General features: G+C 71.6%; 24 protein-coding genes. 11 read left to right on the top strand and 13 right to left on the bottom strand.

All coding sequences use genetic code 11. The annotated features are described in order from the left end of the window. Window positions 1-191: 191 nt before the first annotated feature. Complete coding sequence (locus tag AB0C36_RS19685; RefSeq protein ID WP_358355693.1) at window positions 192-839, bottom strand: TetR/AcrR family transcriptional regulator; 648 nt, start codon at window positions 837-839, stop codon at window positions 192-194. 89 nt (window positions 840-928) lie between these two features. Here AB0C36_RS19685 and AB0C36_RS19680 point away from each other — a divergent pair, with 89 nt between their 5' ends. From AB0C36_RS19680 to AB0C36_RS19670, 3 genes are all read left to right on the top strand, one after another. Next, the gene (locus AB0C36_RS19680; protein ID WP_358355692.1) at window positions 929-1,858 is read left to right on the top strand and encodes an NADP-dependent oxidoreductase; all 930 of its coding nucleotides are present in this window, start codon (window positions 929-931) and stop codon (window positions 1,856-1,858) included. Window positions 1,859-1,987: 129 nt separating this feature from the next. After that, window positions 1,988-3,568 (top strand): MFS transporter, encoded by a 1,581-nt coding sequence (locus tag AB0C36_RS19675; protein WP_358355690.1) that lies wholly within the window; start codon window positions 1,988-1,990, stop codon window positions 3,566-3,568. 309 nt (window positions 3,569-3,877) lie between these two features. Beyond that, window positions 3,878-4,048 carry a hypothetical protein gene (locus tag AB0C36_RS19670; RefSeq protein WP_358355688.1) on the top strand — a complete coding sequence of 57 codons (171 nt, stop codon included), beginning with the start codon at window positions 3,878-3,880 and terminating at the stop codon, window positions 4,046-4,048. A 16-nt stretch (window positions 4,049-4,064) separates the two neighbouring features. On the opposite strand, the gene AB0C36_RS19665 is transcribed toward AB0C36_RS19670, so the two are convergent. From AB0C36_RS19665 to AB0C36_RS19655, 3 genes are all read right to left on the bottom strand, one after another. Further along, window positions 4,065-4,556, bottom strand: coding sequence for a carboxymuconolactone decarboxylase family protein (locus AB0C36_RS19665; RefSeq protein WP_358355687.1), 492 nt, complete (start codon window positions 4,554-4,556; stop codon window positions 4,065-4,067). A gap of 249 nt (window positions 4,557-4,805) precedes the next feature. Then, complete coding sequence (locus tag AB0C36_RS19660) at window positions 4,806-5,444, bottom strand: NADPH-dependent FMN reductase (protein ID WP_358355685.1); 639 nt, start codon at window positions 5,442-5,444, stop codon at window positions 4,806-4,808. 262 nt (window positions 5,445-5,706) lie between these two features. After that, a complete protein-coding gene (locus tag AB0C36_RS19655; protein WP_358355683.1) occupies window positions 5,707-6,807 on the bottom strand; it encodes a beta propeller repeat protein in 1,101 nt (366 codons plus the stop codon). Between the two features lie 342 nt (window positions 6,808-7,149). Here AB0C36_RS19655 and AB0C36_RS19650 point away from each other — a divergent pair, with 342 nt between their 5' ends. Further along, complete coding sequence (locus tag AB0C36_RS19650) at window positions 7,150-7,509, top strand: hypothetical protein (protein ID WP_358355681.1); 360 nt, start codon at window positions 7,150-7,152, stop codon at window positions 7,507-7,509. Window positions 7,510-7,647: 138 nt separating this feature from the next. Here AB0C36_RS19650 and AB0C36_RS19645 read toward each other — a convergent pair whose 3' ends face one another. The 7 genes from AB0C36_RS19645 to AB0C36_RS19615 form a co-directional block, all read right to left on the bottom strand. Further along, window positions 7,648-8,169: a GtrA family protein gene (locus AB0C36_RS19645; RefSeq protein ID WP_358355679.1), complete on the bottom strand. Its 522-nt coding sequence runs from the start codon at window positions 8,167-8,169 to the stop codon at window positions 7,648-7,650. A gap of 296 nt (window positions 8,170-8,465) precedes the next feature. Continuing rightward, window positions 8,466-9,287: an amino acid ABC transporter permease gene (locus tag AB0C36_RS19640; RefSeq protein ID WP_358355710.1), complete on the bottom strand. Its 822-nt coding sequence runs from the start codon at window positions 9,285-9,287 to the stop codon at window positions 8,466-8,468. 86 nt (window positions 9,288-9,373) lie between these two features. Continuing rightward, the gene (locus AB0C36_RS19635) at window positions 9,374-10,018 is read right to left on the bottom strand and encodes an amino acid ABC transporter permease (protein ID WP_358355678.1); all 645 of its coding nucleotides are present in this window, start codon (window positions 10,016-10,018) and stop codon (window positions 9,374-9,376) included. 17 nt (window positions 10,019-10,035) lie between these two features. Beyond that, window positions 10,036-11,025 (bottom strand): glutamate ABC transporter substrate-binding protein, encoded by a 990-nt coding sequence (locus AB0C36_RS19630; RefSeq protein ID WP_358355677.1) that lies wholly within the window; start codon window positions 11,023-11,025, stop codon window positions 10,036-10,038. 14 nt (window positions 11,026-11,039) lie between these two features. Further along, window positions 11,040-11,768 (bottom strand): amino acid ABC transporter ATP-binding protein, encoded by a 729-nt coding sequence (locus AB0C36_RS19625; RefSeq protein WP_358355708.1) that lies wholly within the window; start codon window positions 11,766-11,768, stop codon window positions 11,040-11,042. Window positions 11,769-11,945: 177 nt separating this feature from the next. Beyond that, a complete protein-coding gene (locus AB0C36_RS19620) occupies window positions 11,946-12,788 on the bottom strand; it encodes a DUF2705 family protein (protein ID WP_358355675.1) in 843 nt (280 codons plus the stop codon). Continuing rightward, window positions 12,788-13,891 (bottom strand): ABC transporter ATP-binding protein, encoded by a 1,104-nt coding sequence (locus tag AB0C36_RS19615; protein ID WP_358355673.1) that lies wholly within the window; start codon window positions 13,889-13,891, stop codon window positions 12,788-12,790. The genes AB0C36_RS19620 and AB0C36_RS19615 overlap by 1 nt, the downstream gene beginning before the upstream one ends. 300 nt (window positions 13,892-14,191) lie before the next feature. Here AB0C36_RS19615 and AB0C36_RS19610 point away from each other — a divergent pair, with 300 nt between their 5' ends. The 3 genes from AB0C36_RS19610 to lpdA all read left to right on the top strand — a co-directional run bounded on the left by AB0C36_RS19610 (window position 14,192) and on the right by lpdA (window position 17,716). Continuing rightward, complete coding sequence (locus AB0C36_RS19610) at window positions 14,192-15,352, top strand: lipid II:glycine glycyltransferase FemX (RefSeq protein ID WP_358355671.1); 1,161 nt, start codon at window positions 14,192-14,194, stop codon at window positions 15,350-15,352. Between the two features lie 83 nt (window positions 15,353-15,435). After that, window positions 15,436-16,200: a decaprenylphospho-beta-D-erythro-pentofuranosid-2-ulose 2-reductase gene (gene dprE2 / locus AB0C36_RS19605; protein ID WP_358355669.1), complete on the top strand. Its 765-nt coding sequence runs from the start codon at window positions 15,436-15,438 to the stop codon at window positions 16,198-16,200. A gap of 109 nt (window positions 16,201-16,309) precedes the next feature. Continuing rightward, a complete protein-coding gene (lpdA, locus tag AB0C36_RS19600) occupies window positions 16,310-17,716 on the top strand; it encodes a dihydrolipoyl dehydrogenase (RefSeq protein ID WP_358355667.1) in 1,407 nt (468 codons plus the stop codon). A gap of 85 nt (window positions 17,717-17,801) precedes the next feature. Here lpdA and AB0C36_RS19595 read toward each other — a convergent pair whose 3' ends face one another. Further along, window positions 17,802-18,935 (bottom strand): serine hydrolase domain-containing protein, encoded by a 1,134-nt coding sequence (locus AB0C36_RS19595; protein WP_358355665.1) that lies wholly within the window; start codon window positions 18,933-18,935, stop codon window positions 17,802-17,804. Between the two features lie 217 nt (window positions 18,936-19,152). Between AB0C36_RS19595 and AB0C36_RS19590 the strand changes: the two genes are divergently transcribed. Next, window positions 19,153-19,491, top strand: a complete 339-nt coding sequence (locus tag AB0C36_RS19590) for an ArsR/SmtB family transcription factor (RefSeq protein WP_435839075.1) — start codon at window positions 19,153-19,155, stop codon at window positions 19,489-19,491. Next, window positions 19,488-20,210: a cation efflux transmembrane domain-containing protein gene (locus AB0C36_RS19585; protein WP_358355661.1), complete on the top strand. Its 723-nt coding sequence runs from the start codon at window positions 19,488-19,490 to the stop codon at window positions 20,208-20,210. The genes AB0C36_RS19590 and AB0C36_RS19585 overlap by 4 nt, the downstream gene beginning before the upstream one ends. A 22-nt stretch (window positions 20,211-20,232) precedes the next feature. Here AB0C36_RS19585 and AB0C36_RS19580 read toward each other — a convergent pair whose 3' ends face one another. Beyond that, window positions 20,233-21,270 (bottom strand): peptidylprolyl isomerase, encoded by a 1,038-nt coding sequence (locus AB0C36_RS19580; RefSeq protein ID WP_358355659.1) that lies wholly within the window; start codon window positions 21,268-21,270, stop codon window positions 20,233-20,235. A gap of 424 nt (window positions 21,271-21,694) precedes the next feature. Between AB0C36_RS19580 and AB0C36_RS19575 the strand changes: the two genes are divergently transcribed. Next, the gene (locus AB0C36_RS19575; RefSeq protein WP_358355657.1) at window positions 21,695-23,134 is read left to right on the top strand and encodes an oxygenase MpaB family protein; all 1,440 of its coding nucleotides are present in this window, start codon (window positions 21,695-21,697) and stop codon (window positions 23,132-23,134) included. Window positions 23,135-23,370: 236 nt separating this feature from the next. Next, the gene (locus AB0C36_RS19570; RefSeq protein WP_358355655.1) at window positions 23,371-23,931 is read left to right on the top strand and encodes a hypothetical protein; all 561 of its coding nucleotides are present in this window, start codon (window positions 23,371-23,373) and stop codon (window positions 23,929-23,931) included. Window positions 23,932-24,003 lie beyond the last annotated feature (72 nt).

The raw sequence follows: 24,003 nt of genomic DNA, 5'->3' as shown, positions 1-24,003 counted from the left end.
ACGAGTGCGCCCGGCGACCGCGAGCCGCGACCCGCCCTCCCCGAGGGGCCGCGTGTTCACGCGTCCACGTGTCCGCTGTCCGACCAACCGACGTGGTTCACCGGACCGGCACCACGATCGCATGCCGGGCGCGCCGCCGCTGATCCGCGGCGCCGGCTGCGCTTCGGCGCACGCGAATCGTCAGGCGGTGTTCAGCCGGCGTTCCACAGTTCGTCGTATCGCTCCGCCGTGGGCGCGTGGCCGGGCAGCGGGAAGTCGGCGTTGTCCGCGCGGGCCCGCAGACCGTCGAGGACGAGGGCGACCAGCCGCTCGCGCGCGTTCGCGTCCTCGGAGGTCGGCACCGGCGGACGCCGCGAGAACTGCTCGATCACCAGGAACACGTCGATGGTCGTGGCGTCGGCGCGCAGGACGCCCGCGCGGTGGGCGCGCGCGACGACCTGCTCGGCGAGTTCGTCCGAGCGGCGGCCGGCTTCCGCCATCTCCTCGGTGAAGCGCACGGTCCCGGCGATCGGCGCGAGGGAGCCTGGGCCGAACGCGACGCACTCGCGCACGTAGTGGCACAGGCCTTCCCACGGGTCCTCGACGGCGAGCGCGGCGCGGGCCGCCTCCGAGTACTGCTCGGCGGCCAACACCGTGAGTCTCTGGAGCAGTTCCTCTTTGGTGCCGTACCGCCGGTACAAGGACGCGATGCCCACGCCCGCGCGCTCGGCGACCGCGGAGACGGGGGCGTCGGCGCCCTGGGTGGTGAAGACCTCGCGGGCCGCGGCCAGCAGTCGCAGGTCGTTGCGCGCCGCTTCGGCCTGGCGGCCCCGCCTGCGCGGCCGTTCGCTCGTGCTCATGGTCACCAGGATAGTCATTGCGGAGCGCTCCACTCCGTTATAGTTTAACGGAGCGCTCCACTCCGTTATTTTTCGAGAGGCAGGCCACCATGAAGGCGGCAGTCGTCACCACGTTCGGCGGACCCGAGGTCCTGCACATCGCCGAGATCCCCACCCCCCACGTCGGGCCCGGCCAGGTACGCGTCAAGGTGCGCGCCGCCGGCGTCATGCCCTTCGACACCGGTCTGCGCGCCGGGCGGTTCCCGCCCGCGATGACGCCCGGCTTCCCGGAGAGGCCCGCCGTGCCGGGCAACGAGTTCGCAGGTGTCGTCGACGAGATCGGGGAGGGGGTGACCGGCCTTGCGCCGGGCGCCGAGGTCCTCGGGTTCGCGACCACGGGCGCGTACGCCGAATTCATCGTCGTCCCCGCGGACCAACTCGCCCGCAAGCCCGCCGACATGCCCTGGGAGATCGCCGCGGCGCTCTCCGGAAACGGCCAAGGCGCACACATGGCGCTCAGCCAACTCGCGGTCGGCCCGGGCGACACCGTCCTGATCAACGCGGCCGCGGGAGGCCTCGGGACCATCGCCGTGCAACTCGCCAAGGCGCGCGGAGCGGCGACCGTGATCGGCACCGCCAGCGAGCGCAACCACGACTACCTGCGCTCCCTCGGAGCCGTCCCGGTCACCTACGGCCCCGGCCTCGTCGACCGCGTGCGGGCGATCGCCCCGGACGGCGTCGACGCCGCACTCGACGCCGCCGACCCCGAGGCGCTGCGCGACTCCGTCGAACTCACCAAGGACCGCAGCCGGGTCCTCACCATGGTCTCCGACGAAGCCGCCCGGGAACTCGGCCTGCGCGAGTGGAGCGGCGCGCGCAGCGGCGAACGCCTCGCCGAACTCGCCGACTTGTGGACCAAGGGCGTGTTCGCCCTGCACATCCGCGGCACGTACGCACTTGCCGACGCGGCCGACGCCCACCGCGAGGTCGAGACCGGCCACGGCCGCGGCAAGGTCGTCATCGCCGTCGACCTGCCCTGAAGCGCGACCGGCGGCCGGGCGGATCCGCGCCCGGGGGCGGGTGACCGCGGGACGGCACAGGCGACGGGTCCGGGCCGCCGGCGCGCGTACGAATACGACAGCACGGATGAAGAGGGGTGGTGCGCCGACATGTTCGGTCGCAAGCAGAAGGCACAGGCGGGCGCGCGGACCGCCCGGGAGCAGGCCGTGCGCGCGCAGGCCGGCCAGGCACAGGCACAGGCTGTCCACGCGCAGGCCGTGGGGGTCGCGCGTATCGACGGATCGGAGAACGGCGCGGTGGTGCCGGGAGGACTGCCGAACGAGACCCCCGACGCCGTCACACACGGCGGGCCACGGCGTGGCTCGCCACCTCGGGACGACGCGCGCATCCGGGGACGCGACCTGTTCGCCGACCCGAGGTTTCGGCTGCTGTTCCTGGCCCGCACCATCTCCGTGCTCGCGGCGGCGTTCGGGCCGGTGGCACTGGCGTTCGGCGTACTGGATCTGCCGGGGGCGAACGCGACCACCCTGACCATCGTCCTGACGTCCCAGACGGTGCCGCAGATTGCGCTCATGCTTTTCGGCGGGGTCATCGCCGACCGGATCTCCCGTACGCGTCTGATGATGACGGCCGAACTCGCCTCGGCCGCCGCGTTCTTCGCCCTCGCGGCGATGTTCGTCACCGGGCATGCGCCGGTGCCGGGGATCGCGCTGCTCGCCGCCGTCACGGGCATCGCCCTCGCGCTCTACTACCCGGCGCTGACCGGCGTGGTCCCCGACGTCGTCCCGGACGAACACCTGCAGACGGCCAACGGCGTACTCCGCCTCGGCGTCAACAGCGCGCGCCTGCTCGGGATGGCCGCGGCGGGCGGCGCGGTGGCACTGGTCGGGTCCGGGTGGGCGCTGGCGGTCAACGGCGCGGGCTTCGTGGTCTCCGCGCTGCTGCTCGCGGCCCTGCGCCTGCCGCGCGGAACGTCGCGCGGCCGCACCTCCATGGTGAGCGATCTCCGGGAGGGCTGGCGGGAGTTCTCGTCGCGCCAGTGGCTCTGGGTGATCGTCCTCCAGTTCGCCTTCGTCATCGCCGCGATGCAGGCCGCGTTCGGAGTGCTCGGTCCGGTGGTCGCGAAGTCCGACCTCGGCGGGGCCCCGGCGTGGTCGATGATCCTCGCCGGGCAGGGCCTCGGCACCCTCGCGGGCGTGTTCCTCGCCATCCGGATCCGGCCGCGGCGGCCGCTCATGGTCGCCACCGTGATGATCTTCGCGGTGACGCTGCCCATCACGCTGCTGGGCATCGGCGCCCCGGTGTACGTCGTCGCGCTCGGCGCCTTCGTCACCGGCGCCGCCTTCGACGTCTTCGGCGTCATGTGGGAGACGACGATGCAACGGGAGATCCCGCGCGAGGCACTGTCGCGGGTCGCCGCGTACGACGGGCTCGGCTCGTTCATGTTCGGCCCCCTCGGACTCATCGCCGCCGCGCCCCTCGCGGACGCGGTCGGCCCGCGCACCGCGCTGCTGCTGTGCGCGGCGCTGATCGCCGTGGTGACCGCGGCCGCACTGGGCGCACCCGAGGTACGGAACCTCCGCGCCCCGACCGGCGGCCGCGTCACCTCCCGGACCGCCGGTGCCGACCCCGCCGCTCCCGCCGATCGAGCCGACGGCGACAACGCAGGTGCTCACGAGCCGAACACCTCCGCCGCCGCTGCTGCCACCGCTGCCGCCGCCGCTCATTGACACGTAGGGGCCGGCCGGGACCCGCGCAAGCGGCAGGGACCGGGCGGAGCACGGAACGCGGAGCACGAGCAGAGCCCGGCCCGGTTTCGGGCCGGGCTCGCTGCCGCGGAGTTCCGACCGGCAGCCATGGCGCGATCTGCCTCAAGTACGCCCCCCGGCGATTGCGGTAACTCGGGAACCCACGGGAACTCACGGGGAGCACGGCCACGGACAGAAGCCACGACGACGCCGACGACACCGCCATGACGCCGCGTGCGCCGACAGCATTGCCGAGCGTCGGCATGCCGCGCGTGGGCCTTCGCACAAAGGGTGCTGCTCGGCTTCCTCATCATCCCGTGGCTGTTCCACGCCTTGGTGCTCCACCCCGATCACGACGGTCTCGACAACGATGTAATGCCGCCGCTGACCGGAAGCGTGCTGGTGCTCGGGATGTTCGCCCTCTGGCCCTGGCTTCAGCCTCTGCGTCGGCGCGGCGGATAGGCGAAGTTCGTGCGCGTCAGGGCGCCTCGCGGTTCGTCGTCCTTGGAAACGGCGGAGACGGCGGTGCGTCGGGCTGGAGGCGTGCGGTGACGGCTATGCGGTTCAGGGCGTTGGTCACCGCCACCGTGAGGATCAGGTTGCCCAACTGCTGGGGGCCGAAGTGGCGTTCGGCGTCGGCGTACACGGCGTCCGGTACGCCCTCGGGCCCCAGATGTGTCACCGCCTCCGCGAGGGCGAGTGCGGCGCGCTGCGACGGAGAGAACAACGGTGACTCCCGCCAGCCCGCGAGGTGGTGCAGGCGCTGCTGGGTCTCACCGAGCCGCAGGGCCTCGCGCGAGTGCCATTCCAGGTGCAGGGCACAGCCGTTCATCTGCGACGTACGCAGTTTGACCAGCTCGCGCAGCCGGTCGTCCACCAGCCCGTCGCGGCGGATCAGGCTGTCCAGCCGGGCCAGCGCCTGGTAACCCCCGGACGCGGCCGCCGGAAGGTCGATGCGCTGACGGTACACAGTGACTCCTTGCAGCGGATGTACCGCGGATGTGCCGCGGCCGTCGACGGGACGGATGTCGACGGCCGCGGCGGGACGTGCCGGTGCATGTCCGGCGGGGAGCACCGGACATGCACCCGACAGGCACCGCACCTCGGCCGGGAAGATGCCACGGGGGACGTACATCCCGCGGCCGGTGCGCGGTGCCTGGGTTCGAAGGGGTGGTGACCTCGGCGGGTTATCGGCGGGTGCTCGGTCGTTCGGGTCGGCTCAGGCGGCGTACGGGTGCCGCTCGCGCCCGCGCCGCAGCGTGACCGCCCACCACGCGAGCTGGTCGAGCATCGCCTGCGCGGCCTCCTCGGTCGCGGCGGCCTGCCGCGAGGAGGCGTCCTCGTCGAACAACTCCCAGGCGTACGGCAGCGTCACCTGCCCCCGCACCGGAACCGCGTGCAGGTCGGCGAACAGCGGGCGCAACTGGTCGACGGCGTACCCGCCCCTGGTGGTGCCGCCGTACGCCACAAAGCCCACCGGCTTTGCCTGCCACGGCCTCCCGTGCCAGTCGACGAGGCGCCGCAGAGCCGTCGTGTCGTGGTACTCGGGGGTCACGACCACGTACGCGTCGGCCGCGTCGAGACGGCGGCGCACGGTGAACGCGGACGAGACGGCGTGACCGGGATCGTGGGGTTCCGATTCCGCCCGGCCTTCCACCTCGAATGGCAGGTCGACCTCGGCCAGGTCGATCACGTCGATGTCCAGCTCGTCGCGCCGCTCGACCTGGCGGATGAACCAGTCGGCGACGACGTTGCCGAACCGGCCTTCGCGCACGCCGCCGATGATCACGGCCAACCGGAAGGTCTCGACTCCGACCCTGTGGTGGTGGTCGGTCTCCGGCATCGTGCTGCTGCCCATCAGGTCCGCTCCCAGGAATGGCATTGGTCTTCCGCCACTCCACAATCGGGTACCCAAGGGCCCCGAACAACGCCGATCCTCGTAACGAGCGTTAAGCCGGGCTAAGCAATGCCGAGGTAGGGGGCCTCGCAGACGGCGCGGTGTCGAAAGCGAACGGCCGCGACCAGCCGGTGTGGTCACGATCAGTCGGGGGCGGCCGCGATCAGCCGGGATCGGTCGTGATCAGTCGTCACCGGCCCGGACTCGGCCCGGACTCGACCGGTCAGGCTGCCGGCACCACCGCCGCGCGTACGCACAGGACGTCGGGCAGGTGCTCGGCCACGCGGTGCCACTGCGCGCCGCCCTCGCGCCCTATGTAGACCTCGCCCGACCGCGTGCCGAAGTAGACGTTCGGCTCGGCGGTGTCGTCCATGCACAGCGCGTCGCGCATCACGCCGGTCCAGAAGCCCTCGTCGGGCAGGCCGTCCTCGAGGCCTGTCCAGGTCTCCCCGGCGTCGTCGCTGCGGTAGATGCGGCAGCGGCCCTCGGGCGGGAAGCGCATCGCGTCGGCCACCAGCGGAAACGCGTAGACCGTTTCCGGACGGTCGGGATGCACCGCGATCGGGAAGCCGAAGTCGCTGGGCAGGCCCTCGGCGATCGAGTTCCAGGTCGCCCCTCCGTCGTCGCTGCGGTAGACCCCGTGGTGGTTCTGCAAAAAGAGGCGGTCTGGATGCTCCGGATGCCGGGCCACCTTGTGCACGCACTGCCCGAACTCCGGGTACTGGTCGGGCAGGAAGTACGCGCGGATGCCCGTGTTGGACGCCTCCCAGGACTTGCCGTCGTCTCGCGTGCGGTAGACGCCACCGGTCGACATCGCCACCGTCATGTCGCCGGCCTCGGTCGGATGGGGGAGCACGGTGTGGATCGCCATGCCGCCGAACCCAGGTGTCCACTGCGGACGGTGGGGATGGTCCCACAGCCCCCGCACAAGCGACCAGGAACGGCCGCCGTCCTCGGATCGGAACAGCGCGGACGGCTCGACTCCCGCATACAGCGTGTCGGGGGAGCCGGGCGCCCCGGGTTGCAGCTGCCAGACCCGCTCGACCGACGCATCCGCATCTTTGGGAAACGCGATCGCCCCTTCGCTCGGTGCGCCCCAAGTGGCCCCGAAGTCGTCGGTCGCGGCGACCGCCGGCCCGAAGTGCTCGCTGGTCACGCCCGCGAGCAGCCGTGGGGCCGGGCCACGCTTGTCGATCAGCACCGAGTAGACGCCCGTCATCGGATGGTGCGGACCGGTGAAGTCCCAGGCCTGGCCGCCGTCTTCGGAACGGCCGAGCCACAGCCCCTTTCGGGTGCCCACGGCGAGGACGATGGGGTCGGTCATGGCCGCCTCCTGATACGGGATTCGGGTCCGCTACGTCTTCGACGCTACGCCGCACGGCGGCCCCGAGCGAGGAATCACGGCGCGATTCGATCGAACGAGTGAACGAATCCGATGCGCGGAAATTTGTTCGAGCCGAAGGGTCGCGAGAGGCGCCGACTCAGCACGGTTCCGGCCCGGTTCCGGCCCGGAACCGGCCTCGCGCCGCCCCCGAACAGTCGCCGACGCAGGCGCGCCCTCGCCCCGCGGCGGCCCCGCGCCGCGGCTGAGCCGACCATTGTGGAACGCCGTTCCGCGTCAATAGCATGTGCCGGTCCGCTCGTCGGGGCGGCGGGGGAGGTACCGGTGATCCACCTCGTGTACCGAATGAAGCTGACGGAGCGCTCGCGCCGCGACCAGAAGGCATTCTGGGCCTGGCTGGAGCAGCGCGAGCGGTGGTTCTACCGCGATCTGCCGATGGTCCGCGAAGTGCGCTGGTACTACAGCGTGGTCGGCGACGTGTACGTGCTGGAGAACTGGGCCGCGTTCGAGGACGAGGCCGCCTGGGGCGCGTACCGCAAGGCCCTCGCCGGGCTCAAGTCCGAGGCCGCCTGGGAGTCCGAGCGCGTGACGCAGGACGACTGGTGGGAGTTCCTCGACACCCGCATCGTGACCGACCCGCCCGTGCCGGTCGGCTTCCGCGCCGCCGCCCTGCCGGCGACCTGAAAGAGCGGGTCCGCACGGACAGGCCTGAGCCGACCGGCCCGGGGGTGGCCGATCGGCTCAGGTGTGGTGCGTCAGAAGGTACGTGGGGCCCGGTTCGCGCACCGGGAGGTGCCGGGCTGCGGGACGCCGCGGTCGGCGTCAGGCCGCGACCACGACCGCGCCGCGGTCCAGGGCCGACACCGGTGCGATGGCCAGCTTCTCGGTCGGACGGGACGCCGCGGCCTTGCGGCGGTCGGCGGCGAAGACGTACACCCGCAGGACCGCGAAGCGGCCTATGCCGGCGAGGCCGGACGCCGTCAGGTACACGGCCTGCTCGGTGACGACGTTCGGGCTCGCGGCCACGGCGTGCAGGACCACCATCGCGGTCGTCGTGAACAGGTAGCTCACCACGACGGTTCCGGTCGACTTGACGTGCATCCGCCAGCCGGTCTGGCCGCTGCGGAAGGTCAGGCGGCTGTGCAGTTCGTTCGCGACGACGGTCGAGGCCACGGTCACCAGCGCGTTGGCCGCCGCCAGGGACATGTGCTGCGCCAGGACCAGCAGTACGGCGCTCGCCGCCAGGCCGGTCCCGCCCCCGAAGACCACGAACCGGATGAAGGAGGCCACCGGGCCGTCGCCGCGGGTCGCGGCGGCAGTTGCGGTGCTCGCGTTGTTCTTCACAAGTGTCTCCTTCGCCCCCGGGCGGTCCGTCGCCCCTCTGCCTTCCTGCACTCACGACTCTAGGATTCAAATAGGAAGGGTTCGTTCCTCAATGCTTCCTGGTGCCGTCCCTTCTTTCGACCGGTTTTCCGGGTCGAACTCATCGCTCCTGACAACACAAAACCCCGGCCGGGACAGTCCCGGCCGGGGTGTGGTTCGCAGCACATCTGACAGCCGCTCAGTTGTCGGCGGTGCCACCGTCTCCCGCACGATCCCGGGGGCACGCGCGCGTCCGCCGAAGACCCGGTGGCGCTCCCTCAGGCGGTGCGCTTGCTCCGCCGCCCCCGCCGCTCGATCCACTTCGCGAGGCCCGACAGCGCCATACACATGCCGATGTAGACGGGTGCGATGACCATCACGACCGGGATGAACGGCAGGCTGTAGTCCAGGTTGGTGGCGATCTGCTTGCCCGCGTAGAGGAACTCCTCGTACGAGATCAGGAAGCCAAGCGAAGTGTCCTTCAGCGCCACCACCAGCTGGCTGATGATCGCCGGCAGCATCGTGCGCACGCCCTGCGGGATGAGCACGTACGACATCACCTGCGTCTTGCGCATGCCCAGCGCGTACGCCGCCTCGCTCTGCCCGCGCGGCACCGCGTGCACGCCCGCCCGGAAGACCTCCGCCAGCACCGAGCCGTTGTAGAGCGTCAGGCCCGCGATCAGCGCGATCCTCGGCTCCGTCTTGAGCGCGATGAAGATGAAGAAGATCATCACCAGGACGGGCATCGCCCGGAAGAACTCCACGACCAGCGTCGAGAACCACCGCACGACCCGGTGGTCCGACAGCCGGCCGGCCGCGAACACCGCACCGAACACCAGGGACAGGACCGCCGCCCACGCGAACGCCCGCAGCGTGTTGCCGAGACCGCGCAGCAGCAGTTCCTGGATCCCCTTGTAGGTGAAGGCGTTCCACTTGTCCGCGGTGAACTGCTCGGTGTCGAACAGCTTGTAGACCACCCACGCGACGATGCCGGCCAGCACCAGCGACGCCACGATGCCGTACGTCCGGTGGCGCGCGAGCGCCTTGGGCCCGGGCTCGTCGTACAGCGCCGTGCTCTCCAGGGCCCCCTGGCGGCGCATGCGCCGCCCGGCCTTCGCCGTGCCGTCCTTCGCCGTGCCGTCCTTCGCCTGGTCCACCTGGTCCGCCTGGCCCATCTGGCTGCCGGTCACCGGGCCACCTTCCAGTGCTTCTCCATGAGGCCGAAGGCCGCGCTGATCGACAGCGTGATGATCAGGTAGCCGACCGCGATCCACACGAAGGTCCACACGATGCTGAAGCCGAGTTCATTGAGCGTGCGGTACGTGCCGAGCAGTTCGACCACGCTGAACGACCCGGCGATCGCGGAGTTCTTCGCCAGCGCGATCAGCGTGCTGCCGATCGGCGGGATGACCGCCCGGAACGCCTGCGGCAGCACGATCAGGCCCAGTGTCTGGCCGAACGTCATGCCCAGACTCCGCGCGGCCTCGCCCTGCCCCGCGGGCACGGTGTTGATGCCCGACCGCACCGCCTCGCAGATGAACGCCGACGTGTAGCAGCCGAGCGCGAGCACCGCGAAGACGAAGAACGGCATGACGACGCCGAAGCGCGGCAGGCCCAGCACGACCGCGAAGAACAGGAGCGTCAGCGGTGTGTTGCGCAGCACGTTCACCCACACCGCGCCGAACACCCGCATGGGTGCGACGGGGGAGACCCGGCACGCCGCGACCAGGACGCCGAGCGCCAGCGCGAGCGCCGACGCGACGACGGTCAGCTTGAGCGTGCCGAGAAACCCTTCCCAGTACGTGTCCCAGTTGTCGAAGAGGACGTTCATCGTCGGCAGCCCCTGCGCTAGTACCGGTCGATCGGCGGCGGCGTGGGCGCGGGGACCCCGGACAGGCCGAGGGTCGCGTCGTACGCCCGCTTCCAGTCGCCGTTCGCCTCGTGCTTCTCGATCGCGTCGTCGACCGCGAGCCGGAACGCCCGGTCGTTGCGCGGCACCCCGATGCCGTAGGGCTCCTGCGAGAACGGCTGCCCGGCCATCTTCAGCTGGTCGGGCACCTTGGCCGCATAGCCCATGAGGATCGTGTCGTCGGTGCTCACCGCGTCCACCTGGAGGCTGATGAGGTTGTCGACGCACACCGAGTAGCTGTCGTAGCCGATCAGCTTGACCTTCGGGTAGTCCTTCTGGAGCCGCTGGTACGGCGTCGAACCGGCCGCCGAGCAGACCTTCTTCCCGTTGAGGTCCTGCGGCCCGTTGATGCCGTCCTCGTCCTTGCGCACCAGGAGCGACTGCCCGGCCATGTAGTACGGCCCGGCGAACCCGACCGTCTTCTTGCGGTTGTCGTTGATCGTGTACGTGCCCGCGTAGTAGTCGACCTGGCCGTTCTGGATCGCGGTCTCGCGGTTCGCCGACGCGATCGACTTGAACTCGATGCGGTCGACGCCGAAGCCGAGGTCGGCCGCGATCATCTTGGCGATCTCGATGTCGAACCCGGAGTAGAACCCGGTCGCCGGGTCCTGCTGCGCGACGTACGGCTGGTCGGCCTTGGTGCCGACGATCAGCCGCCCGCGCTCCTTGGCGTTGCGCCACGTGGGCGAATCCGGCACGTCGGCGTCGACGTTGACCTCGTACGTCGGCAGGTCGCCCTGGTCCGGCCCCTTCGGCGGCGGGGTGCCCTCCTTGCCGCAGCCGACCGCCGCCAGCAGCGCCGCGGCGGCCGCCAGGGCGGCCAGACGCCGACCGGGCCGCCGAGCGAGCGCACGAGCCGGCTCGCGACCCGGCACGCGGCCCAGGGCGGGGCCCGGGGCGCGGGCGGGCGTACGTGAACTGTTGCGCATGTCCCTCCCGCTCCTCAGTGGTGGAGGATCTTGGACAGGAAGTCGCGCGCCCGTTCGCTGCGCGGCGACTCGAAGAACTCCAGCGGCGGCCGCACCTCGACGATCTGCCCGTCGGCCATGAACACGACGCGGTTGGCCGCCGAACGGGCGAACCCCATCTCGTGGGTGACCACGATCATCGTCATGCCCTCGGCCGCGAGCGACCGCATCACCTCGAGCACCTCGTTGATCATCTCCGGGTCGAGCGCCGAGGTCGGCTCGTCGAAGAGCATGACCTTCGGGTCCATGGCCAGCGACCGCGCGATGGCGACGCGCTGCTGCTGGCCGCCGGACAGCTGGGCCGGGAACTTGTCGGCCTGATCGGCGAGTCCGACGCGGTCCAGCAGTTCACGCGCGCGCTTCTCGGCCTCCGCCTTGCCGAGCTTGCGCACCTTGATCGGTCCGAGCGTCAGGTTGTCCAGCACCGTCTTGTGCGCGAACAGGTTGAACGACTGGAACACCATGCCGACCTCGGCGCGCAGCCTGGCCAGCGGGCGGCCCTCCTCGGGCAGCGGCCGGCCGTCCAGCGTGATGGTGCCGGACTCGATGCTCTCCAGGCGGTTGATCGTGCGGCACAGCGTCGACTTGCCCGAACCGGACGGCCCGATGAGCACGACGACTTCGTTGCGGTCCACGGTCAGGTCGATGTCGCGCAGCACGTGCAGCGACCCGAAATGCTTGTTGACACCCTTGAGGACGACCAGCGGTTCGTCCGAGGAAGGGGACGGACCCGGTGGCGTCTGGGCGGTTGGCGCGTCGGTCACACCGGCAACCCTGCCCCGGTGACGACGCCGGGGACGGCGCGGCGCAGGGCCTGCACCCGTAAGACTGACAGCGTCGACCCGTCCGGCCGAGCGCGCGCTCCGCCGAACGGGTCGGGGTCACGCGTCCTTGCGCGTGAACCGCCACCACCCGAGCACGAGCAGTACGCCCACCTCCGCGCAGAACACGCCGAAGCCGACCCACGGGCTCAGCAGCGAATCGTCGTACTGCCGCGCCGCGGTGACCGCACCGCCCGCGTTGCCCGGCATCAGCTTGCTCACCCAGTCGCCCCACGAGCCGGGCAGCAGCGAGACCAGCGAACCCACCACGAAGATCATCGCCAGGCCGACCGTGATCGCACCCGCGGTGTGCCGCATCAGCAGCGCCAGCGCGAAGCCGAACAGGCCGAGGACGGCGACGTACAGGCCGTTGCCGATCAGCGCGCGCGTCACCCCGGGGGAGTCGAGCGAGACGCCGATGTCCTTGTTCTCGAAGAAGGCGTTGCCCGCGAAGTAGCCGATGAACGCCACGACGGTGCCGATGACGAACAGCAGCGCGACCAGCACCACCGCCTTCGCGACCAGCACCGAGGTACGCCGCGGCATCGCCGTCAGCGTCGCCCGGATCATGCCCGTCGCGTACTCCGACGACATCACCATGACGCCCAGCACCAGCGCCGCGACCTGTCCGAAGACCACGCCGACGCTGATCAGTTCGTCCGGGTGCGCGTCCGCGTCGGGCGGCGTCTCCGCGAGGTCCTTGGCCAGCGAGTCGGCGGACAGCGCGCAGATGAGCACCGTGAGGCCGATGCTGACCACGGCGAGCGAAACCAGCGTCCAGAACGTCGAGCGCACCGTGCGGATCTTGATCCACTCGGCGTTCAGGAAGGCGCCGAACCCGATCCTGCCCTCCGGGACCGAATCGCCTTCGGGGACGTTCACGACCTGCGTGGCCGCCGTCATCACTTGCCCTCCTGTCGGCTGCCGGGAGCCTGCGGCGGACCCCACCCGGGCACGCCGCCCGGTTGCGGCGCCGAACCCGGGGTCGCACCGGGATCCGTTCCCGGCCCCGCGCCCGGAGGAGCGCCCGGAACCGCCCCCGGAACCGCGCCCGCGCCCGCAGCGGGCACAGCACCGGGCACGGCACCGGCCACCCCACCCGGCACCCCCGCGTGGTACTCCACGCTGTCCGCCGTCAGCCGCATGAACGCCTCCTCCAGCGAGGACTGCACCAACGTCAGTTCATGGAGCCAGATGCCGGCCTGCCCGGCCGCGTCGCCGATCCGCACGGTGTTCGCGCCCTCAACGCGCAACGACCCGTCGCCGTTCGCCGACGTCTGCAGGCCCTCCGCGTGCAGCAGGTCGCGCAGGGCCTCCTGCTGAGGAGAGCGCACCCGCACATAGTTCGTGGAGTTCTGGTTGATGAACGTGACCATGTCCGTCTCGGCCAGAATGCGGCCGCGGCCGATCACCACCAGGTGCTCGGCGGTCAGCGCCATCTCACTCATCAGATGGCTCGACACGAAGACCGTGCGGCCCTCCGACGCGAGCTGCTTCATCAGATTGCGGATCCACAGGATGCCCTCGGGGTCGAGGCCGTTGACCGGCTCGTCGAACATCAGGACACCCGGATCGCCCAGCATCGCCGCCGCGATGCCCAGCCGCTGGCCCATGCCGAGCGAGAACCCCTTCGCCGGCTTCCGTGCGACCTCCCCGAGGCCGACCATCGCGATCACCTCGTCCACGCGGCGCCGCGGCAACCGGTTCGACGCGGCCAGCCAACGCAGATGGTTGTACGCGGTACGCCCACCGTGCATCGCCTTCGCGTCCAGCAGCGCGCCCACCTCGTGCAGCGGAGCGGCCAGCTGCGCGTACCGCTTCCCGTTGACGGTCACATCGCCCGCGCTCGGCCGGTCCAGGCCGAGGATCATGCGCATTGTGGTCGACTTGCCGGCGCCGTTCGGACCGAGGAAGCCCGTCACCGTTCCGGAGGGGACCGTGAAGTCGACGCCGTCGACGGCCGTCTTGTCCCCGTACCTCTTGGTCAGACCCTGCGCGACGATCATTCGTCCACGGTGCGACCAGACTGGCGATTGCGCCACCTGACGGGCCGTCGCACGCCCCGAACGGGCGATCGGCAGCACCCGTTTGACCGTGCGTCAGCCGGACCCGCGAGCACGCGTCCGGCCCCGCGACGACCCGCCTTCCCCCATAACTGACGCCCTCGGCACGTACTCGCGTTGCACGATTTCGGCCACCGAAATATCTCGGAATTTCCGCTCGGAAATGTGCAACACAAACCCGCCGACCCGGAGTCGCAAGGAACGACGGGACACCGAGAACGCTCGTCGGAGGGGATACGGATCATGGCCACACTGCTGCGCACCCCGAGCGCTCCGCCGATACCCGGGCGGAGCCTCGTCCTTGCCCCGATCGACCGCCGCGAGCACTTCGCGTACCTGCGCTCACGACCTGATCCCGCATTCCTGCAGTACCCCGCCTGGGCGGAGGTGAAGACCGGCTGGCGCGGCGAAAGCGTCGGATGGTTCGACACCAACGGCACGCAGGTCGGCGCCGCCCTCGTGCTCTACCGCAAGGTGCCGAAGCTGCCGCTGTGGTTCGCCTACCTGCCCGAAGGCCCCGTCATCGACTGGGACGACCACGACATCGACCGCTGGCTCGACCCGCTGCTCGCCCACCTGCGCGCACAAGGCGTGTTCACGGTACGCATGGGCCCCGCACCCGCCCACCGGCGCTGGTACGGCGAGACCGTCAAGGACGCGGTCAAGCGCGGCCTGACCCACCTCGACCAGGTCACCCCCGACGAGATCGACCCGGTCGGCGCCACCCTGGCAAACCGCCTGCACACACGCGGCTGGCGCGCCGCCGGCTCGGGAGGCGGAGACGACGCCCAGCCGCGCTACGTGTTCCACCTGCCGATGCAGGGCCGCGGACTCGACGACATACGCGCGGGCATGAACCAGGAGTGGCGGCGCGGCCTGGCCAAGGCCGAGAAGTCGGGCGTCGAGACGACCGTCGGCGGCCCCGCCGACCTCCCCCAGTTCTTCGACCTCCTGCGCGTCACCGAGGCCCGCAACGGCTTCCGCCTCGGCCGCACGCTCGAGTACTACAGCCGCCAGTACCGCGTCCTCAACACCGAAGAACCCGGGCGCATGCGCCTGTACCTCGCCCGCCACCAAGGCCGCCTGCTCGCCGCCCACACCATGCTCAGCGTCGGGAACCGCGTCTGGTACCAGACCGGCGCGTCCGCCGACCAAGGCCGCGAGGTGCGGCCGAGCCACGCCCTGCAATGGCGGATGATCCGCGACGCCCACGCGCGCGGCATCCCCATCTACGACATGCGCATGGTCAGCCCCGTCATCGACGCGGACGACCGCAGATTCGGCGTGCTGCGCTGGAAGCTCGGCACCGGCGGGCACGTCGTGGAGAACATGGGGGAGTGGGAGTACGCCCTCAACGGCCCGCTGCACCGCGCCTTTCAGCTCTATCTGGCGCGCGGCCGCTGACATGGCGCGCGGAAGCGACGTACCGGCGTGACCCGCCCGCAGCTGATTCCCGCCCAGCCTCCACGGTCCGGCAGACTGTCCCCGTGACGGAAGCGAACGGGAAACCGAACGGAACAGTCCTCGTCCTCGGCGGCCGCAGCGAGATCGGCCTGGCCGTCGCCGTACGCCTCGCCCGGCGCGGCGCGCACCGCGTCATCCTCGCGGCACGCCGCAGCGCGGACCTCGACGCCCAGGAGGCCGAACTGCGTTCGGCGGGCGCCTCCGACGTCGTACGCGAGGAGTTCGACGCCGACGACACCGCGGGGCACCGGGACTTCCTGGACCGCATCGCGCAGACGTACGGCCCGCTGGACGTCGTCGTCACGGCATTCGGCATCCTCGGGGACCAGCAGCGCGCCGAGACCGACGCCGAGCACGCCCTCGCCGTCGTGCACACCGACTACGTCGCGCACGTCAGCATCCTCACGCACCTGGCGACCCTGCTGCGCGCCCAGGGCCGCGGCAGCCTGGTGGTGTTCTCGTCCGTCGCGGGGGTGCGCGTACGCCGGGCCAACTACGTCTACGGCTCCGCCAAGGCCGGACTCGACGGATTCGCCTGCGGCCTCGCCGACGCCCTCGCCGGCAGCGGTGTCCATCTCCTGCTGGTCCGCCCCGGTTTCGTGATCGGCCGCATGACCGAGGGCATGAAGCCCGCGCCGCTGTCCAGCACCCCGGACCAGGTAGCCGACGCGACCGTCAAGGCCCTGGTGCGCGGGAAAGGCGAGGTCTGGGTCCCCGGAACGCTGCGCCCGGTCTTTGCGGGAATGCGCCTGATGCCCCGCCCGTTGTGGCGGCGTCTGCCCCGCTAGAGGGCAGCCCGGCGTCCGGGCGTCAATACCCCGAGTGTGCGGTGACCGAACCGTGATGCTGGGATAGCACGTGGAACCGATCGAGACACGACCGAGAGGGGCAATCGGCATGGCCGACGGACATTTCGACGTGGTGGTCCTGGGGGCGGGACCGGGCGGCTACGTCGCCGCGATCCGCGCGTCGCAGCTGGGGCTGCGCACCGCGATCGTGGAGGAGAAGTACTGGGGCGGCGTCTGCCTCAACGTCGGCTGCATCCCCTCCAAGGCCCTGCTGCGCAGCGCCGAACTGGCCCACATCGTCACCCACGACGCCAAGGGCTTCGGCATCGACATCGAGGGCCCGGTCACCCTCAACTACGGTGCGGCGCACGCCCGCAGCCGCCGCGTCGCGGACGGCCGCGTCAAGGGCGTCCACTACCTGATGAAGAAGAACGACATCACGCAGTACGCCGGCGTCGGCTCCTTCCTCGACGCCAACAGCCTCCAGGTCACCCACGCCGACGGCACCGCCTCGCGCGTCACGTTCGACAACGCCGTCATCGCCGCGGGCGCCACCACGCGGCTGCTGCCCGGCACGGAACTCAGCGAGCGGGTCCGCACCTACGAGGAGCAGATCCTCGCCGACAAGCTCCCCGCCAGCATCGTCATCGTCGGCGCGGGTGCCATCGGCGTCGAGTTCGCGTACGTCATGAACAGCTTCGGCGTCAGTGTCACCGTCGTCGAGTTCCTGGACCGCGTGGTCCCGCTGGAGGACCAGGAGGTCTCCGCCGAACTCGCCCGCCGCTACCGCAAGCTCGGCATCGACGTCCTCACCTCGACCCGCGTCGAGGCCATCGCCGAGGACGCGTCGGGCGTCACGGTCACCGTCACCGGCAAGGACGGCCAACGCCGGGAACTGCGCGCCGACCAGGTCCTCCAGGCCATCGGCTTCCAGCCGCGGGTGACCGGCTACGGCCTGGAGAACACCGGCGTACGCCTCACCGACCGCGGCGCGATCGACATCGACGCGTACTGCCGCACCAACGTGCCGCACATCTACGCCATCGGCGACGTCACCGCCAAGCTGATGCTCGCGCACACCGCGGAGGCCATGGGCGTCGTCGCGGCCGAGACCATCGGCGGCGCGGAGACCATGCCCGTCGAGTACGTCATGGTGCCGCGCGCGACGTACTGCCAGCCGCAGATCGCCAGCTTCGGCCTCACCGAGGCGCAGGCCCGCGAGCAGGGCTACGACGTCCAGGTCGCGAAGTTCCCCTTCACCGCCAACGGCAAGGCGCACGGCCTCGGCGAGGCGGTCGGGTTCGTCAAGATCCTCAGCGACGCCAAGTACGGCGAACTTCTCGGCGCCCACCTCATCGGCCCCGAGGCCACCGAGCTCCTCCCCGAACTCACCCTGGCCCAGCAGTGGGACCTCACCGTCCACGAGATCGCCCGCAACGTGCACGCCCACCCGACCCTCGGTGAAGCGGTCAAGGAGGCCGTCCACGGCCTCGCCGGCCACATGATCAACATGTAGCGCGCAACGGGCGCGGGTGCCGTTGCGGCGCCCGCGCCCGTTCCGTCCGCCGACCGAAGTCGCGCCCGCCCCAACGGCGGTCGGCTCAGTCGTAGATGTGGCCCGGGGTGGCGATCGTCGTGATCGCCTTCGCCAGCAGGGTGCTGGGCTCCTGCCCGTTGTGGAACGAGTCGGTGTTCAGCAGGACCACCAGCGTGGCGTCCTCCTCCGGCAGGTACACGGTGACGCTCTCGTAGCCGGGCAGCGAACCGTTGTGGCCGATCCAACCGTTGCTGTCGAAGATCCCGAGCCCGTACGAGGTGCCGGGGACGCCGATGGGCTGCATCGTCAGGCGCTCGGCCTGGGTGGCGGGGCTGAGCAGGGTCCCGGTGGCCAGGTCCTTCGCCCACACGCGCAGGTCGCGCAGGTTGGAGATCATGGCGCCGGCCGCCCAGCCCCAACTCGGGTTCCAGTCCGTGGCGTCGGCGGTCTCGCCGGTCAGCGTCTGGTTCGTGTAGCCGCGCGGGTGCGGCGACGGGAACTCCGCGCCCGTCGGGAACAGCGTGCGGTGCAGGCGTCCCGGCCGCAGGACGCGGTCGTGGATGACGTCGGCGAGCTTGCGGCCGGTCACCTTCTCCACCACCAGGCCGAGCAGCACCAGGTTGCTGTTGGAGTAGTCGAAGGCCGCCCCCGGCGGGAACTTGTTCTCGTGCTTCATCCCGTACGGCAGCAGCTCCTCGGGAGTCCACTGCCGCTCGGGGTCCGACAGCAGGGCCGTGGCGAAGTCGGCGTCCTCGCTGTACGAGAACAACCCGCTGCGCATGCCGGCCAGTTGCCGCAGGGTGATGTTCTCGCCGTCGCGGACGCCGTCGACGTACTTGGCGATCGGGTCGTCCAACCCGACCAGGCAGTCGTCGACGAGCTGGAGCAGCGCGGTCACCGTGAACGTCTTCGTCTCGCTGCCGATCCGGAAGTTCATGTAATCGGCGATCGGCGCGCCGGTCGTGGTGTCGGCGACGCCGAACGAGCGCACGTAGTCGGGATGGCCCGGCCGCCACAGGCCCACGACCACGCCCGGGATGCCGGCCTCGTCCATCGTCTGCCGGATCGCCGCGTCCAGGCGGCCGGGAAGGCCCGAGGCCCCGGAACCCGCCTGCGCGGGAACCGCGGTCGGCACGACCGCGGCCAGGACCAGGGCACCGGCCGCGACCGCGCGGCGCAGCGGGGACAGCGTTCTCACGTAAGGGTCTCCTCCGACTCGTTGCGGCCCGTCCTGACGATCATGGGGCGGGTGCGGCGAGCCGTCGGGCGGGCGCACCGGGCCGTTCGGGTGGATGCGTGCGCCGAAGCGTCCGTGGTTCAGGGTTTTCTGAATTCAGGGTTCCCTGTACGCTCCTGCCATGCCGCCCTCAGTCGCTGCCCCTGCTGCTCCCGCTGCCCCCGAGGCCACTGCTGCCGTGCTTGCCGCCGACGAAGACATCGACGCGCTGGTCCGCTTCGGGCGCGCGCTGGCCGACCCGATCCGCTGCCGCGTCCTGCTGATGCTGAAGGACACCCCCGCGCACCCGGCGGACATCGCCGACACCCTCGGCATCTCGCGCACGCGCCTGTCGAACCACCTTGCGTGCCTGCGCGATTGCGGCCTCGTCGTGGCCGTCCCCGTCGGGCGGCGCACACGGTACGAGCTGGCCCGCCCGGAACTCGCCGCGGTCCTGGAGACGTTGCGCGGCGTACAACTGTCCGCCCAGGACCCGCCGACCTGCCCGGACGCCGCGAAACAAGGCTGCTGCCGATGACCGCGCCCCTGGCCGTGTCGCTCGGCCCCGACCCGCGCCGACGCGACGCCTTGGCCCGGCGCATACGCCTTTTGGTGGCCGCGACCATCGCCTACAACGTCGTCGAGGCCATCGTCGCGCTTGTCGCGGGCACCGCGGCGTCGTCCACCGCACTGATCGGGTTCGGCCTCGACTCCGTGATCGAGGTGTCCTCGGCCGCCGCCGTCGCCTGGCAGTTCGCCGCGCGCGACCACCACGCGCGGCACGCCCGGGAGCAACGTGCGCTCCGCGTCATCGCGTTGTCGTTCTTCGTGCTCGCGGCGTACGTGGCCGTCGACGCCGTTCGCGCACTCGTCGCAGGCGGCGACGCGGACCGGTCGGTCACCGGAATTGTGCTGGCCGCCGTGTCGCTCGCGGTGATGCCGTTCCTGTCCGCCGCGCAACGCGGTGCGGGCCGCGAACTCGGTTCCGCCAGTGCGGTCGCCGATTCCAGGCAGACACTGCTGTGCACATACCTGTCCGCCGTACTCCTGGCCGGGCTCGTCCTGAACGCCGCACTCGGCTGGTCCTGGGCCGACCCGGTCGCCGCGCTGCTCATCGCGGCCATCGCGGTCAAGGAGGGCGTCAACGCCTGGCGTGGTGAAGGCTGTTGCGTCGCGGTCCCGGCCACCGGAACGGCCGTCGACGGCACCGAGGACGGCGGCGGGTGCGCGTGTGCGGACGGCTGCGCCTGCTGCTGACGGCAGGCGCAGCCGAGTGCGGCTACTTCTTGGTGACGGTGACCTCGTCGAGCACGATGAGGGCCTTGGGCGGGCCGTCGCCCGAGCCGTCCCACACGCCGTCGGCGGCCACCTGCTCCAGCACCTCCATGCCGCCCGTGACGGTGCCGAACGGCGTGTACTGCGGCGGCAGTTGGGAGTCCTTGTAGACCAGGAAGAACTGGCTGCCGTTCGTGCCCGGACCGGAGTTGGCCATCGCGACCGTGCCGGCCGGGTACGTCGCCCCCGCGAGGTTCTCGTCGGCGAACTCGTAGCCGGGACCGCCCGAGCCGGATCCGGTCGGGTCACCGCACTGGAGCACGAAGATGCCCTCGGTGGTGAGCCGGTGGCACGGCGTGTGGTCGAAATAGTTCTTGCCGGCCAGGAACGCGAACGAGTTCACCGTCGTCGGCGCCTTGGCGGCGTTCAGCTTCACGGTGACGGTGCCGCAGCTGGTCACCAGGTTCATCGTGTACGCGGCGGACGTGTCGATCGTCATCGGCGGCGCGCTCGGGTACGTCGTCTTCCCCGGGGCCCCGGGCGCCGGGTCGCACTTCGCCGCACCGGGTGCCGCCCCGCCCGCGGTCGACGAGGCCTCGGGGCCCGCGGTCCCTGTTCCGGTCGCGCCGGTCGTCGCCTTGCCGGTGCCCGTCTTGCCCGTCGCCGAAGACGGCGTCTTCGGCGACGCGGCCCCGGGTGTGTCGTCCGAGCCCGGAGGAGGCGAGGCGGGTGCGAGGTTGCCGATCGGCTGCTGCGCGCTCCCCGACTTGGGTGCGTCGTCCCCGTCGTCGTCGGTGAGGAACCAGATTCCTCCGCCGATGAGGGCCGCCACTACGACCGCCGCGCCGATGCCGAGCACGAGGTTGCGGCGGCCGCGCCCGCCGGGCCCGCTGCCGTGCCCCGGGCCGCCGGGGCCGCCCGGACCGTTACCGGGGGCGCCGGGGCCCCCGGGCCCCGGCGGGTACTGCGGCCGCGCCGGACCGGGGTGGTCGGAACCGGGGGGACCGGCGGCGTGCGCGGGATCCGGCGCGTACCCCGGCATGGGCGGCGGACCCTGCGGTGGCTGCCCTTGCGGCGGCTGCCCGTGGGCGGACTGCCCCTGGGCCGGCGGCGGCGCTCCGGGCCCCTGCGGGGGCGGGAACCCCTGAGGAGGCGGGGACCCCTGCGGATCCTGCCACCCGGGCTGCTGTCCCCACCGCTGCTGGTCGTCCACGTACTGCCCCCAACTCCGCTGCCGGTTCCGGGCGATGCCCGCCATCGCATACCGCGCCGAGCCTACGGGGTCCCGGCGGACGCCGGAGGCCGACGTCCCGGGCGCGCGAGGACCGCGCCTAGACCCCACCGGGGCCGCGCCGACGGTGTGCGCTGAACGCGCCCCGGATGCGCACCGTAACCACTGGTCACATCATGGTGTCGGTGGACCCGCTCCCGAATCCGAGGCGCGCGCACGGCCAGGGAGGCACCGCATGACCGGCGATCCGAAGGCGAACCCCGATCCGGATCCGGCCCCCACCGGCACCGGGCTGAGCCCCGACTTCCCCGGGCCCGACTCGCTGACCTGGCGCTACCTCGGGCAATGGCGGCTGATGCTGGTGATCGGCCGCGCGCTGGTCCTGGAGACCGGGCACCCGATGGTCGGTGCGGCCGTCGCCGACCACTCGACCTACCGCAAGCACCCGTGGCGGCGCGCCGAGCAGACGGCCGTCAGCCTCCAGCGTCAGGTCTACGTGCCCCGGCTCGACCGGGCCAAGGAGTACGCCCGCCTCCGCCGCCTGCACAGGCGCATCCACGGCACCGACGAGTTCGGCCGCACGTACTCCGCGGTCGACGCGGAGGCGATGGCCTGGGTGCATCTGACGCTCTACGACGCGATGGTCACCATGTGCGCGACCGGCGGCGAGCCGCTGAGCGCCGACGACGAGGCCCGCCTGTACCGGGAATGGCGGGCGGTGGCGGTCGAGTTCGGCATTCCGGAGCACGTACTGCCGAAGACCGCGGCGGACTTCCGGGTGTACTTCGACCGCATGGTCCGCGAAGTTCTCCGCGACACGCGCGGCGTGCACCAGCTCATCGAGTCCGTGCAAACGGAGTTCCCGCCGCCGCAGTGGCTCGCCTTCCTGCCTGCCCCGGTGTGGGGGGCCGTGCGCGGCGTCGCGGCCAAGGCGTACATCGTCGGCACCGTGGCCATGCTGCCGTCCCCGTTCCGGGAGCAGATGCCCGTGACGGTGCCGCGCGGCGCCGCGGCGGCGGTCTCGCTCGTGACGCGCGCCGCGGCCCTGGCGGCACGGCACTTGCCGGTGCGCCGGGCGTACATGCCGCTCGCCGCGACGCACATCGACGCGTACCGCGGCTCACGCGCGGTTCCCCGCCGTGTACACCCGGACCTGGCGGGCCTGTTCGCCCGCATCCTCGACCGCACCGGCGACGGGCACGTCAGCTGGTCCGACATGGCCGGAATGGCGCGCACCATCGTCACGCAGCTCGACGCCGACGAGGCCGCCGAGGCCGAGCTGTACGACGCCTTCGCGCAGTGGTGGCAGGAGCTCAACGCACACGCCGCCGCGCACGACCCCGACCGCCGACCGGGCCCGGCGGGCGACGACCAGGTCAGCGCGGCCGAGTACGCCGCGTTCGTCGAGGCCGGCCGCGACCACGTCCTGCACACGACGATGCTGGCGGTCGCGCGGGCGGCCGACCGGGACGGCGACGGGTTCATCGACCGGGACGACTACGCGCGCCTGCTGCGCGCCGACATCGCCGAGGTGGAGTTGCGAACCGGCTTCGAGCGCCTGGACCGGGACCGCGACGGGCACGTGAGCCTCGACGAGTTCGCGGCGGCGCTGACCGCGTACCTGACCGGGCGCGCCGACTCGGAGGTCGGCGAATACCTGCTGGGCCGCGCCTGAGCGGGTAGACGCGGTACGGGAGCAGGTTCGGACCCGACTCCGCGGCAGGATGCGCGGCGCGTGGCCCGGCCGCCGCTCCCCGTGCGAGCGGTCCCGTACCGACGTAGCGTTTTGTAGAGATTTGACGGGTCGTACGGCGGATGGGCCGCGTCTCAGGCGGGCCCGGCGGTTCCGCCGCGTGGCGACAGCGGCGTCCGCCTCCGCGTGCGGCGGCGGACCGGAGCAGGGAGACCGTGATGCGCGGGCGTTCACTCGCCGACGAGGTGCTCAAACGGCTCGGGGACGACCGGCTCAACAAGATCGCCGGGGTGCTCGGCGTGGACGACGCCGCGGCCCGCAAGATCGTGCAGGAATCCGTGACCCCGATCGCCAGCGCCCTCGTGGAGGACGCCGAGCGCAACAAGACCGAGGCCACGCGCGTCGCGGGCGCCATCAACGAAGCCATGCCGGTCGCGGCGCCGGCCGGTCCGCGCGCCGGCAAGGCGGTGCTGCCGCTCGCGGGCATCAAGGGCGGCATCCTGGCCCTGGTCATCCGGCGCGCGGCGGGTCCCGCGGCGCGGCGCATCGCCAAGAAGACCGGCCTTCCCGCGCACGTCGCGATCACCCTCGCCGAGACGCTGCTGCCGGTGATCATCGCGGTGCTCGCCAAGCGGCTGAAGGCGCGCGGGGCGGGCAAGGGCGTGGGCGCGGTGGACGTGGGCGGCGCCATAGCGACCGAGGCGTCCGTACCGCTGCGCGCGCCGCGCGGCGGACTCGGCGGCCTCGTCGACCGGGTCACGGGCATACTGCGGCGCTGACCGCCCACAAGTAAGGACGGCGGCGCGACTCGGGCCGCGACGGCCCGTCGGGCGGGCGTGCGGGAGCACCGC

This window comes from Streptodolium elevatio (assembly GCF_040649515.1).
Lineage (GTDB): Bacteria > Actinomycetota > Actinomycetes > Streptomycetales > Streptomycetaceae > Yinghuangia > Yinghuangia elevatio.
The sequence above is the reverse complement of the archived record's forward strand: the minus strand, read 5'-3'. Positions and strand labels throughout refer to the sequence as shown.

Excerpts from the sequence above, each read along its gene's own strand:
- AB0C36_RS19685 (WP_358355693.1), bottom strand. The coding sequence starts at position 839 with ATGAGCACGAGCGAACGGCCGCGCAGGCGGGGCCGCCAGGCCGAAGCG.
- AB0C36_RS19680 (WP_358355692.1), top strand. The coding sequence starts at position 929 with ATGAAGGCGGCAGTCGTCACCACGTTCGGCGGACCCGAGGTCCTGCAC.
- AB0C36_RS19675 (WP_358355690.1), top strand. The coding sequence starts at position 1,988 with ATGTTCGGTCGCAAGCAGAAGGCACAGGCGGGCGCGCGGACCGCCCGG.
- AB0C36_RS19660 (WP_358355685.1), bottom strand. The coding sequence starts at position 5,444 with ATGGGCAGCAGCACGATGCCGGAGACCGACCACCACCACAGGGTCGGA.
- AB0C36_RS19655 (WP_358355683.1), bottom strand. The coding sequence starts at position 6,807 with ATGACCGACCCCATCGTCCTCGCCGTGGGCACCCGAAAGGGGCTGTGG.
- AB0C36_RS19640 (WP_358355710.1), bottom strand. The coding sequence starts at position 9,287 with ATGCGCCGCCAGGGGGCCCTGGAGAGCACGGCGCTGTACGACGAGCCC.
- AB0C36_RS19635 (WP_358355678.1), bottom strand. The coding sequence starts at position 10,018 with ATGAACGTCCTCTTCGACAACTGGGACACGTACTGGGAAGGGTTTCTC.
- AB0C36_RS19630 (WP_358355677.1), bottom strand. The coding sequence starts at position 11,025 with ATGCGCAACAGTTCACGTACGCCCGCCCGCGCCCCGGGCCCCGCCCTG.
- AB0C36_RS19620 (WP_358355675.1), bottom strand. The coding sequence starts at position 12,788 with ATGACGGCGGCCACGCAGGTCGTGAACGTCCCCGAAGGCGATTCGGTC.
- AB0C36_RS19615 (WP_358355673.1), bottom strand. The coding sequence starts at position 13,891 with ATGATCGTCGCGCAGGGTCTGACCAAGAGGTACGGGGACAAGACGGCC.
- AB0C36_RS19610 (WP_358355671.1), top strand. The coding sequence starts at position 14,192 with ATGGCCACACTGCTGCGCACCCCGAGCGCTCCGCCGATACCCGGGCGG.
- lpdA (WP_358355667.1), top strand. The coding sequence starts at position 16,310 with ATGGCCGACGGACATTTCGACGTGGTGGTCCTGGGGGCGGGACCGGGC.
- AB0C36_RS19585 (WP_358355661.1), top strand. The coding sequence starts at position 19,488 with ATGACCGCGCCCCTGGCCGTGTCGCTCGGCCCCGACCCGCGCCGACGC.
- AB0C36_RS19580 (WP_358355659.1), bottom strand. The coding sequence starts at position 21,270 with ATGCCGGGGTACGCGCCGGATCCCGCGCACGCCGCCGGTCCCCCCGGT.
- AB0C36_RS19575 (WP_358355657.1), top strand. The coding sequence starts at position 21,695 with ATGACCGGCGATCCGAAGGCGAACCCCGATCCGGATCCGGCCCCCACC.
- AB0C36_RS19570 (WP_358355655.1), top strand. The coding sequence starts at position 23,371 with ATGCGCGGGCGTTCACTCGCCGACGAGGTGCTCAAACGGCTCGGGGAC.